A 12640-nucleotide genomic window follows, 5' to 3' on the forward strand; every position below is an offset into this window, starting at 1 on the left:
GGTCCTGCACCCTCTCCCTAGAAGAACTCTGGACTACTACCACTTATAGACTGGTTTCCTTCATGGGGCAGGTCATGTCTGCGTTCAAACAATCTTCTGAAACATCTTCGCTTTCTCTAGCATTCGTTGGAAACGAACGGCTGGAAATACCAACGCTTGACGGCAACTAGAGCCTTCCTTAGATCATCGGTGGCAAGTAGAGCACACGGAATCAAGAACAACGTTACTAGCGTGGCAAACATAACGCCGAATGCCAGCGATGCGGCCATTGGGATTAAAAACTGAGCCTGCAACGATTTGTCCATCAACAAGGGCACGAGCCCGACAAAGGTAGTGATCGATGTCAGCATGATCGGACGAAAACGTCTAGCCCCCGCTTGGAGCGCTGCTTCGCGAAGTGAGGCCCCTTCCGCGCGACGTTGATTCACATAATCGACCATTACAAGTGTGTCGTTAACGGCAACACCAGCAAGGGCAAGCATTCCGAAGATTGATAGATACGAAGGAGTGATATCCATCGCGATGTGTCCCAGAAGTGCGCCAATAATCGCAAAAGGAACGGCCAATAAGACGAAGAATGGCTGCCCCAGCGACTTCAATGCAACTGCCAGCAATCCATAAAGGACAAAGGCCAGTAAACATGCTCCAAGTATCGTCTTCCGCTGTGCATCTTCTGCTTCGGCAACGTAGCCTACATACTCGAAACTAAGATTATGCTGCTGGCACAATTCTTGGATCTCTGGAGAGAGTTCCTCGGCGATTCCTAGGATATCAACAGTCGCGTCAACCGGTTGAGCCCCACAGCGAAGTATCTCTGCTCCGTTTTTACGTTCCACGGAAGACGGTGCTTTGGTGAAGACGACCTCCGCAACAGTCGAAAGAGGAACGTCCGCACCACGTGGTGTCCGAACCCGCATTCGTTCAAGAGTATGTAGGGTCTCCCGCTGCTCTAATGGTAGCCTGACCATGACGCGGATGCTGTCGATTCCGCGTTGCAGCCGTTGCGCTTCTTCTCCAAAGAAGGACTGGCGAACCTGCTGAGCTAGAAGTTGTTGGGTCAGGCCAAGCTCAGCCGCCTGGGGTTTGAGCCGTAATTCTAATTCATCTTGCCCATAGTTGATGTTCGCCCAAGCAGAGCTGAATTCTTTATATTCTTCCAACATAACCTTTATTTGGCGGGCAACTTCAGCCTTCTCAGGGGACATCGGTCCTCGCAATTCAATATTTAGATTCTCATTGTCGACATTGCGATCTCGATTGATGCTTGAGTCAGACCGAATACGGAACTCTGTTGCCTCTGGAATTGGGCCAATCAGTTCATTCCATCTAGCCGCGAGATCGCTATTTCTGGGGCCAGTGGAACTGCGTAGCGACGGTGCCAAAACCTCGAAAGTGATGGCTCCACGTGACTTGTCAAAATCTCGATGAATTCTTGCAGCACCCACCAGCTTCGAGATGTTTCGGACCAACGACTCCCCAGTCTCAGGGTCAATGAATTCCTTTTGAACTTGAAGTAATCCCGCTTCGATCCTATTCATGTATCGTGCGGTAGTTTCCAAGGAGGTATCGTCAGGCATATCCAGCTCAGCTGAGATACGCTGTTTTTCCACGGAAGGATAGGCAATGAATTCCATTCGGCCACTTAGGCAGTATCCCGCCATCAAGAGCATCGCTGAGACAAACATCGCCAAAACCGATATGCGATATCGTACGGAGAATTCAAGACACGGCTGATAGATCCGCTCAATAAAGTACTCCAAACCGTCGGCAATCGATGTCTGAATCCGCGTGATCGGGTTATTGTGGGGAACCGGCCGCAAATGCTTAAGGTGGGCTGGCAGAATAAACTTAGATTCAATCAAGGAAAAAAGGAGCACTGGTGCCACGACTGGTGGTACCTGAGATGCAAAATCTCCCCAGCTTCCCTCAAAGAATAACAGTGGGATGAATGCGACCATCGTGGTCAAAGCACCAAAGGTGACAGGGACAGTAACTTCCTGGGTACCTTGAACGGCTGCTTCCAAAGGAGAAAGCCCTTCCTTCATTTTTAAATAGACGTTCTCACCCGTCACGATCGCATCGTCGACGACAATTCCCACGACAATAATGAATCCAAACAGGCTCATGACGTTGGCGGTAACCCCAAACCAAGGCATCAGCATCACCCCACCGGCAAAACCAACTGGAATGCCAGCCACGATCCAGAAAGCAAGACCAGGGCGAAGGAATATCCCTAGTAATAACATCACTAGCAGACTGCCTTGGACCATTGATTCAATAAGTGTTGTCAAGCGACCGCGGATCTCGACCGATTCATCATCCCAGATGAACAACTCAATTCCCTCGGGAAAACGACTTCGGGTATTACGGACGTACTCGTGTACCTTGTCGGAAATGTCGATCGCGTTTTCTTTTCCGGTACGCATTACTTCGACAAATAAGGCTGGCCGTCCATTAAACTCAACAATCTTTTCCCCTTCTTCAAAGCCGTCATTGATCGTCGCGACTTCTCCGAGAAGTATGTCGGCACCGTTAGCTGCACGAATGGGGATCTTGCTAAACTCTTGCTCGGAGTAGGCCTGACCACGGGTTCGGACGATGAAGGTGCCACTGTCGCTCTCGATTGAACCTGCAGGTAAATCGATTGAGAATTGCTGGATAGCATCGGTCAGATCTTGCAAACTTAGTCCATAGGCCAGGAGCTTGGTTGTATTGACTTCTACGCTAATTTCGTATTCACGGTCGCCCTGTACTTGTGCCCTGCTGATTCCTGGTAGTGCAATGACATCTTCCTGAACTTGGCGAGCAACCTCACGCAGTTCGTGCGGGCTCAGGTGTCCGGTCACCGCGATGCTAAGTACTTCCCACCAATTGGATGAATCAGGAATCGAAATCTGTGGGCGTTCGGTCTCATCTGGGAACGTGGTGATGGTGTCAATTCGTGATGAGACGTCTTCCAAGAGCACACGCAAATCTGTCCCAGGTTCGGCTTCAACAGTAATTCTTCCGCTACCTTGACGCCCATCGGAAATGATATCCCGAATCCCCTCGACCCCTTCGAGCGATTCTTCAATCGGGATAAGTATCGCTTGTTCAACATCCTTCGCGGTTCCTCCGCGATAAGTCATGTCGATTCGAACCTCTTCCATGCTCCTTTCGGGAGACACTTCTAGTGGGATTTTGTAGAAGGCCGTGTATATACCCGCAATCAATATCGCGAGCATCAAAAAATTTGCGGCGATGCCATTGGTAGTAAACCAGCGAATCATAAGGTCGTCGTCAGTTGGTGACGCTCTCGTCAGTTTCTAAGGAAGTAGACTCGGCAATCGTAATTGTTGGGTTTGCCGGTGGTATGATTTCGATCTTTGCCCCCTTGGGAGTGAAAACCATCGGAGTCGTAGCCAACCACATTCCCTTGGGGACTGACTTCGACGGAACGATCACTTTTTCCGCGTCAGACCAAAGGGGCTCTACCATCAAGGGTAATAGTGTTTGATTCTCTTGGTTCACCAGTACAATTTGGTCCAATTGGCGGACGGCGGCCCTTGGCAGTGCAATCACATCTCGAAGTAACGTCCCCTCAATGGAAGCGATAACCGGTTGACCAATTCTTAGTGGCTTTGTGCCTGATGTACGGCCAAACGGATCCTCGATTCGTGCGATGGCGAACAAGTCACGGGAGTCGGCATCTAAAACCCCTTCCGTACGAACAATCCTCCCATTCCAAATGGAATCGTTCGCTTGCCGGATGCCGTCTTGTAGCTGTACGGCGATCGGGGCGTCATCAGCAAACTCGGGGAGTTCAAGAAATTCTCTTTGTTCGCCCGAAATAGGCAATCGGACCTCGACGTAGTCGATGGCAAACACTTCACCCAACGGAGTATTTGTCCCTGCCAATTGGCCGATGCCGATCAACTTCGACATGACTCGACCGTCGAACGGAGCAACGATCTTCGTTCTCCCAAGATTTAATCTCGCCTGCTCTACTTGTGTTTCAGCTAACGCGACATTGGCTTCAGCCTGCTCTCGGCTCGCAGAAGCCGTTTCCACTTCTCCCTGAGAAACGGCATTTGATTCCACAAGTCTGAGTTTGCGTTCTTCAACAAGCTTGGCAAGCTTAAGTTCCGATTTGGCGACCTCTAACTCAGACTCAGAGACCGAAAGCGCCGTTTGGTAGTCGCTAGGGTCGATCTCAACAAGAACATCCCCCTTGTTAAAGTAAGCCCCCACTTCAAACGAAGCGTTAATACTAGCAACCGTGCCAGAGACCTGCGAAGTCAGTGTTACTTGGTTATGCGGTTGCACGACTGCATGTGTCTTGACCACGACAGGATAGTCGACCACCTCAATTTCCTCGACCCGAGAGCGGAGTAGAACCTTTCGGGGCTCGGGCCGCGAGGGACGCTCGACTTTCTCGGCCAATAGTTGAAAGCCGAACCAGCCTGCGGCTAGAATTCCGCATGGAATTGCGAGTCTAAGCAGAAGTCCAGCCAGATACCTAGGTTTTGATGAATTCGTTGTCATATCTAAATTTCAAGTTATTTGGTTAAATCGAGCAGGATAGCATCGGGAGCATGCCTTCTTAAATTGAGATTCAACACCATTCCGTTCTCGATGGGTCGAACCTACTGAGGTTGGACTTGCTATTCTCCGGATATCGCTCGCCACTTCGGCCCAAAGTTCTGTTGTGCCGCCCCAACTCTTGAGGGACACGCACGACAAGTGGATGAAACGGTTGTTCGGATGACGGCGACTTTAACGCTGACGGTCGGGGTTTGGCGTTAAGCTTTTCGGCCTGACGTGGTTTGATTCTTCCAGTTGCATCAAATTCTCCGATGATAAGACAGGTGCGGTTCGTTCCTATCTTGCTGGTTTTCCGAGAAATTCGATGCGATATGCACTTAAATTGCCTGCAGCCTACCCGTTTCGGAAGGGGCTGGTCTTGTTGCTTGCCTTGTTCGGTGTTGGTGGTGTGGGCTGCACCAGTCCGCAGGACTGGTTTGCGAACGGCTTTAAGGTGGGACCTAACTATTGCACACCGTCCGCTCCGGTAGCACAAGACTGGATCGATGCCAACGACAAGCGGGTGATTAATGACCCGGTTAATGCCACGGCTTGGTGGGCTACTGCTTTCAACGACCCCGTTTTGAACCAACTTGTTACCGAGGCATACACTCAGAATTTGACGGTTCGACAGGCTGGTGCCCGCATTATGCAGGCACGGGCACTTCGACAGATTGCCGTGGGGAACTTCTTCCCTCAGCAACAAGCATTGTCGGCGGAGTACTCTCACAATCTCACCACGGGCTCTGGCTTTGATCGACACTTCAGCGTCTGGCGAGGGTCCTTCGCGCTCGCTTGGGAAATTGATTTCTGGGGCCGGTATCGCCGAGCGATCGAATCGGCAGACGCTGATCTCGACGCTGCAATCTACGACTACGGTGATGTCGTCGTCACACTTGTGGCCGACGTCGCGGCAACCTACATCGATATCCGCACGCTTCAAACACGGTTGGAACTCGTCAAACTCAATGTGGAAAATCAACGGAAGACCTATGAGTTAACTGAAATTCGTTTTCGAAATGGCGAATCGAGTGAGGTCGACGTGCAGCAGGCAAAGTCAAGCCTAGTCCAAACGGAATCCCTCGTTCCCCAAGTGGAGACATCCCTTCGACAATCACAGAACCAACTTTGTATTTTGCTTGGCATGCCGCCCGAGTTGATCCTGGAAATGCTCGGGGATGGTAAAATTCCTGACGTCAAATCAGAGATCGCCCTGGGCATCCCGGCAGCAACCCTGCTGCAGCGCCCCGACGTTCGCCGCGCAGAGCGGGATTTGGCGTCGCAAAGTGCTGTGATAGGCGTGGCTGAGTCTGAGCTATATCCGCACATTACTTTGGTTGGGACTGTGGGAAGAAGTGCAAATCAGTTTAAGGATCTATTTCGCGCTGGTTCGGGTTTTGGATCGGTGGGGCCAAACCTTGACTGGAATATCTTGAACTACGGACGCATCGTCGGGAACATCCAGTTCCAGGATGCCCGATTCCAGGAGCTGTTGGCTGCCTATCAGCAAACGGTTCTCAACGCCAATCTGGAAGCTGAAAACGCCATCATCCAATTCCTAAAGGCTCAGGAACAACTCCGGCTGCAACTAGAAGCTGCCGAGGCTGCGGATAAAACCAATGAGCTTATTACCTTGCAATTCGAGGAAGGTGAGGAAATTGACTTCAATCGTGTGTTTAGTGTCCAAAATACTAAGACACAGCAGGAAGTCGCCGCGGCGGGAGCCAAAGGTGACGTCGCCCAAAGTGTGGTGGCGATTTACCGTGCCCTTGGCGGCGGTTGGCCTTCTCCTTACTTGACACAACCAATAGGAGAGCCAGATGAGCCATCCGAGGTTCCCAATAATGCGGAAGAAATCGAGGCCCCGCCTGGTAACAATCCACTGTCAATCGACGAGGTTTTGGAGAACCCCGTTGATGATTAGTTGTATCTCGCTGCATCATTTCCAACTTTGAATAGCTAAGAGGGAAATTTGAAGACCCTGCATCGACGAAAACCCCACTAGTACTAGCAACTCCATGTCTAGTTGTGCCTCGGGTCGGAATACTTCTGGTTACCACCGATGGCCATGAATACTCTCATCATCGCTGACAACATTGCTCTATTGCTTAGCTGGTACGAAGACGGCCATCGAGTCCTCCCAGAGGCTGTCGGAAAGTGCTCGCTTTTCCGAACCATCTGCGTTCATGATGAACTGTTGGCCATAGGGCTGGAACGTTTTTTCATACAAGGAGGCCTCCTCGCGCCAGCCGTACATGGCACTGTTATAAAAAATTTGCTTCCCGTCTGTTGTCCATGTGGCATGGCCATCGACGCCCTTGGAGGTCGTTAGACGGTTCAGATCACTTCCATCAGGGCGGATTGAGAAGACGTCGAAATTCATTTCCTTGTCACCCCGGGTGAAGACGATTCGCGTCCCGTCTGGCGACCACTGCGGTAACGTATCATGCCCCAATGTAAGTTGCCGGACCGATTGGTCCTTCAGATTGACTATCTGAAGTCCCATCGCCTTATTGCCCCAGGCCCGAAAAACAATTTCTTTCCCATCGGGTGACCAACTTGGGAAGCCAGCGTTTGAGACGCCCGTTGGATTCTTGATAGCCTTCAATCCAGTTCCATCCGGGCGGATCAGCATCAACTCGGCCGGGCGCTGACTGCGTCCCTTAAGGAAGCTCCCATATCCGAAAACGATCCACTCGCCGTCAGGTGACCAGCAGGGAGCGAACGCTTGAAGCCCTTCTTCCGCCTGAAAGATTTCTCTCCGATTTAAACCGTCAGGATCCATGACTGAAAGGCCCGAGTTCCCATCGCCACGCCCAACAATAAGCTTTCGTTCGCCATCCTTACGAGTCAGCAATAACTGCCGACCATTCTTGGACATGACAGGAAATACATCGGTATATCGATATTCGTAGTCTGGATCCCAGCTATACAACTTTTGATTTTGCTTTCTCGGCTGAAAACTCACCTTCTCGTAGACCATGGATTTACCATCGGGTGACCACGACGGACATCGCATTTGGCCTGGTACGCGGCTTGAAACGTCGACATAAGCAACTCCTTGGTTGGGTCCTGCCTTGACGAGATATCCGATATTTCCATCGTTTAGGAACTGTGGTCCAACCTTTAGGCCAGGGCCAGTGGTATGTTCTTTGCGTTGGCCTGTTTCTACGTCAATCGACACAATTTGGGATGTGGTTGTCTCAGAAGCTCCAGGCCAATGAGCTTTCCATGTTTCTTCTACGGTAATTTCGTAGAACACGATTCGCCTACCATCGTAAGACCATTTCGGCGAACCCGTGGCACTTCCGGATTTAGTGAGCCGACGAAGCCCTGTACCGTCCGGCCTGACAACATAGATACTAAGATCCTGAACATGCTCCCAACCAGCACCGCTACTATGCCCCTGCCACTCCGTATTTCGATCGGAGGAAAACGCAATCCATTTCCCATCGGGCGACCAAGCAGGACGAAAGAAGCCGTTGGGCTTTTCAGGATCACCCTGTAATTCTTTCACTCCTGTCAGGTTGCGAAACGTACGTGACTTGAGATCGAGCAACCAAATGTTCGCGAAATGAGAATCTCTGGTCGATACGAACGCGAGCGTGTTACCGTCGGGTGAAAGGGCCCCCTGGTCATCCACCGCAGGATCCTCTGTTAGTCGCTGACAGTCGGTTCCATCGGGTCGCGTCCGATAGATATCAGCCTGTCCTAAGCCATTGCGTTCCGAGGTGAAGACAATCCACTGCCCGTCGCACGAGAACGTAGCATGGTAATCGAAGGTCGACTCCTCAAAGAGCCTCCGTTCTTCGCCCCCATACGAGCTAGCCAAGTACAAGGTGGAAGCCGACGGGCCGATCCGGTTCATCAACATAACCCCCTTTTGAGTACTGCTTGAAGCGGGTGGATTAGGTTCAGCCCCGCCGGCTTGTAGCGTCAAAAAGTTGGCGAGCAGAAAAATCAACAATTGGGGAATTCGAAAGGTCAGTAACCAACCTTTCAAGAAGTAGTCGATGCACATGGACTATTACTGCATAGTAACTCGAATAACTCGGAAAACGACCTGACTTCTGGTCGATGCAAGAGGTTTGCTTCTAAGAAATGCGTAAACCAACTGACCAGAAGGCCAGAATTTATTGAATTACTACGGATAAACTCAAGAAAACAAGATTGAATCAACTTGCAAAGTCAGTTTCTTCGTTTGGACTTGAAAAATAAGACTCATTCGATCGCGGAAGTTGCTCTAGCACGATGTTGATCCACTAGGAAATTATGTGGGGACACCCTACCGTTTATGAGCAACTGAGCTTGTTCGTAGTGAATTAAGAACTCAATCCAGTCATACCAGGGGATTGGAAGTGAAACGTCTGGACCATCTAAAGACTGGATGAGCCAAGCATTTAACTTTGTCTGTGACGCTTGGAGCATCACTTGAGCATCGTCCGGTCTCTCCATTTTGTGATACGCGATCGCTAACAGCGGATAGGCGGTTCCACTTGCCACCCAGCTTTTGCCATCTTCGGCTCTGTCCTGCTCTAGCCAATTCACAGCCTGGTCAAAATTGCCAGCTCTAAGATGAGCCCATCCGGTGATATAGGCGCGAACAGCTCGCGGCATACCGGAACGTTTTTTTCGTGGGTTCGTATTTACTTGTAGGGTACCGTCTTGCAGAAACACCTCATTCGCCTCGGCTATGCGTCTAGCCTCCTCACGAGAAAGATCATCACCGATTAGTATTCCACGGGAAACAGCTCCGCCGGAAATCTCTCCGAACTGCGTGAGCTGTTTACATAACTCGCCGTATGCCACTTTGCGATCCGTATAAAGAAATAGCTGGGGAACACCGAGATATTCGATATCTTCGAATGGGCTTCCCAATTCCAATGTGCGCTCATAGTCGGCCGCAGCCTGCTCCCACAGCCCCAACTTCGCATAGACCGTCCCCCGACTGATCCAAACGGGAAAATATCGTGGCTGAACCTTGGTCGCCTGGGAATAGGCTTCGAGTCCTTCAGCCCAATTCCTTGCATCAATATGGGCATGGCCCGACGTTAGTAGCAGGTTTGCCTGCTTTAAACGCTCCGTGAAGTGCTGCAATTCTTCCTTCGCATTCGTGGCGTCGGTCTCGGCAATTCGCGCATCATGCAAAGCCGTTGTCGCCACTGTGGCTTGCCATATACTTACCACAAACCCGCACAACAGGGCTGCGGTAACGACCGAGGCAGTCAGAATGAATCCCTTATGACGACGAACAAACATGGAAAACCGATAATAGGTAGATGGCGGGCGGGCCATGATCGGTTCTTCGTTGAGAAGACTTTTGATGTCTTTAGCAAACGCGTCGGCGGTCGAATACCGCCGGTTTCGATCCTTATCGAGCGCCTTCATGACGATCCAATCGAGATCGCCTTTGACAGTTGATTTCAACTGCGCAGGTTCGATCTGCCGATTGAGAGAGACGGTACTTGCCATCTTATTGCTGAGCGTACTCAATCGCTGACTGGGTCGCTCTGCCTCTTCCTCTCTGATAATTCGACGTAATTCGTCGAAGCCTACCTTCGAGGCGCGATCCTTGGACAATGGCGTAGCCCCAGTAAGCATCTCATACAGCAAAACGCCCAGAGAAAAGATATCGGTCCTGGTATCGATATCCAGGTTACTCATCTCCGCCTGCTCAGGGCTCATGTAGGAAGGGGTTCCAATCATGGCGCTGAAGCGAGTGTAGATTGTCCTATCGGTCAGGTTGTGGCCAATCGCCTTAGCCACTCCAAAATCGATGATCTTGGGAACCGGCTTGCCATTGTCCATTGATACAAGGATGTTAGAAGGCTTGAGATCACGATGGATAATGCCCTTTTGATGGGCGTATTGGACTGCGCAGCAAATGGAAATGAATAGTTCTAATCGGTCGGAGGTTGACATCTTGTGCCGATCACAGAAGGAGATCAGCGGCTCGCCTGGGACCAGTTCCATGACGAAATAAGGATGCCCCGATTCCGTCATCCCGGCGTCATAAACTCTCGCGATATTCGCGTGATCCATCAGCGCGAGAGCCTGTCGCTCGGCTTCAAAGCGGGCAATCACTTCCGGAGAATCCATACCAGGCTTGATAATCTTTAAAGCAACACGCCGGCGAATTGGGCCTTCCTGATCTGCAATAAATACCAGCCCAAAACCGCCTTCACCGATTTGCTCATGAAGCTTGTAAGGCCCGATAACGGTGTTGGTCCCATAGGAAGACTGCGGTGAATGTTGGAGTGCTGCCTTATCGAGTGATCCCACAAGTTCGAGAGAGGCAACGCGATCGACGATCGACTTGGTCCGAAAATGCGAACGAAGTAAACCTCGCACGGAGGCCAAGAGATCTTCGTTCGCACCACAAACTTCTAACAAGAACTGGTTGCGTTCAAACTCTGATTCGATTTCGATCGCATCGAGGAAGATCGTTTTCTCCTGAGTTTCGGTCATCGGTAAATGGCCCACCGAGTTTATGAAGTACTAGAATTGAAGTATTTTATTCGAGTGACTCTCGTTTCGTTGCCAGCCAAGCCTACTTTGGCGCACCAATGCAGCAGGTCTCATACGATAAAATCATTTCCTTCCAACTCACGACCAAGCCAAGCGCGCGCATAGGTCCAATTCCTCTTGATTGTTCGAGGAGATACGCCCATCGCTTCGGCTGCTTCGTCGATCGTCATCCCTGCGAAGTAACGAAGCTTTACCAGCCTTGCCAGATCTGAATCAAACTGTTCCAGCTTAGTCAAGGCTTCGTCCAAATCGAGTACTTCTTCCAGGTCCCTGCCATTTTCGATCGCATCTGCCTCGTCAACTTCAAAGCGTTCCAGATCTCCTCCGCGTTTAATGCTGTTCTTTCTTCGCGCATATTCGATCAAGATGCGCCGCATTGCTTCCGCGGCAGCACCAAAAAAATGACCGCGCCCATTCCACCCCTGGTCTAATTCACCTACGAGGCGCAGGTAGGCTTCATGCACCAAGGCAGTGGGCTGGAGAGTTTGCCCTGGACGCTCATGCCGAAGCTTCTCTGCCGCGAGACGCTTTAGTTCGGAATAAACCAAAGGGAGCAAATCGTTTGCAGCGGTGAGATTCCCTTCCTGAATCCCTTGAATGATCCGCGTGACCTCGGACAAACGTGCACTCCCAAGTATCTAGCATTCATCAGCAAAACAGTACCTGGGCTTTCCCAACCGACCGGACTCAATGTCCCCATGGCAGGATGGCTGAGTAACGGGCCTTTACTTCTTTTTCAGTGTGATGGACATTCCACCTCGAACAACCGTTTCCAGATCGGGGTTGGTCGTGATCGCTTTCATGAAATCTGGGTCAGCCATGCGTGGATTAATGTTGTGAGCTAAAACCAAACCGTTGGGACGTAACATCGGTAGCAACTTGTTCAGATAGTCGACGTAACCTTCTTTGTCCGCATCCAGGAAAATAATATCAATAGTACCCGTTAGTTTTTTGACCTCTTCGTGAGCATCACCCTCGACGAGTGTGATCAAATCTTCCATTCCAGCTCGTTTATAGTTTGCCCGAGCTGTCGCCGCACGTTCCGCATCGATTTCATAAGTGGTGAGTTTGCCGCCTGTTTCCTTAAGTGCCAACCCGAACCAGATGCCCGAATAGCCAGTGGATGATCCGAGTTCCACGACATGTTTTGCACCAAGTGATTGCGTCAAAATTCGAAGTAGGCGACCGTCATGTTGCGGGACATTCCGGAATCGTTGATTTTGGTAGACATCTTCCAGAACGGAGAGGGCTTTTTTCTCAAAGGCATTGGCTGCCAACGGAGACTTTTCTAACTCTGCATCTCCCGAATCCCGTCCGAAGCCACGGCCAGGACTTCGCTGCCCATAAGCGCTATCAAAAGTGAAACCAACAAACATAGCAATGAGAGCCAAAAGAATGGTTGATCGTATAGACATGTGAGGTCTTCCAACGAAATGGGGGTGAAAATATCCAAACCGCGGCTTCATTGCGATATGCGCAACTGGCGACAATGCAGGGTCAAACAACATCAAAAACTCTTTCTTGCCTTTGCATATGAACAGCAATCCGC

General features: G+C 50.7%; 7 protein-coding genes. 1 reads left to right on the plus strand and 6 read right to left on the minus strand.

Translation table 11 applies throughout. From position 1 onward, the window contains the following. Positions 1-116 precede the first annotated feature (116 nt). The gene (locus C5Y96_RS24835) at positions 117-3269 is read right to left on the minus strand and encodes an efflux RND transporter permease subunit (RefSeq protein ID WP_105359052.1); all 3153 of its coding nucleotides are present in this window, start codon (positions 3267-3269) and stop codon (positions 117-119) included. A gap of 10 nt (positions 3270-3279) precedes the next feature. After that, positions 3280-4344: an efflux RND transporter periplasmic adaptor subunit gene (locus C5Y96_RS24840; protein ID WP_158261416.1), complete on the minus strand. Its 1065-nt coding sequence runs from the start codon at positions 4342-4344 to the stop codon at positions 3280-3282. A 544-nt stretch (positions 4345-4888) separates the two neighbouring features. On the opposite strand from C5Y96_RS24840, the gene C5Y96_RS24845 reads away from it, so the two are divergent. After that, positions 4889-6487 carry an efflux transporter outer membrane subunit gene (locus C5Y96_RS24845; RefSeq protein ID WP_105359054.1) on the plus strand — a complete coding sequence of 533 codons (1599 nt, stop codon included), beginning with the start codon at positions 4889-4891 and terminating at the stop codon, positions 6485-6487. A 177-nt stretch (positions 6488-6664) separates the two neighbouring features. Here the strand turns inward: C5Y96_RS24845 and C5Y96_RS24850 are convergent, their stop codons facing one another. From C5Y96_RS24850 to C5Y96_RS24865, 4 genes are all read right to left on the minus strand, one after another. Continuing rightward, positions 6665-8122 (minus strand): hypothetical protein, encoded by a 1458-nt coding sequence (locus C5Y96_RS24850; RefSeq protein WP_233199113.1) that lies wholly within the window; start codon positions 8120-8122, stop codon positions 6665-6667. A gap of 662 nt (positions 8123-8784) precedes the next feature. Continuing rightward, a complete protein-coding gene (locus C5Y96_RS24855; RefSeq protein WP_105359058.1) occupies positions 8785-11031 on the minus strand; it encodes a serine/threonine-protein kinase in 2247 nt (748 codons plus the stop codon). 110 nt (positions 11032-11141) lie between these two features. Then, positions 11142-11711 carry a sigma-70 family RNA polymerase sigma factor gene (locus tag C5Y96_RS24860; RefSeq protein WP_105359060.1) on the minus strand — a complete coding sequence of 190 codons (570 nt, stop codon included), beginning with the start codon at positions 11709-11711 and terminating at the stop codon, positions 11142-11144. Between the two features lie 105 nt (positions 11712-11816). Next, positions 11817-12599, minus strand: coding sequence for an O-methyltransferase (locus C5Y96_RS24865; protein WP_146115798.1), 783 nt, complete (start codon positions 12597-12599; stop codon positions 11817-11819). Between the last annotated feature and the right edge of the window lie 41 nt (positions 12600-12640).

It is taken from the genome of Blastopirellula marina, from assembly GCF_002967715.1.
In the GTDB taxonomy this organism is placed as follows: domain Bacteria; phylum Planctomycetota; class Planctomycetia; order Pirellulales; family Pirellulaceae; genus Bremerella; species Bremerella marina_B.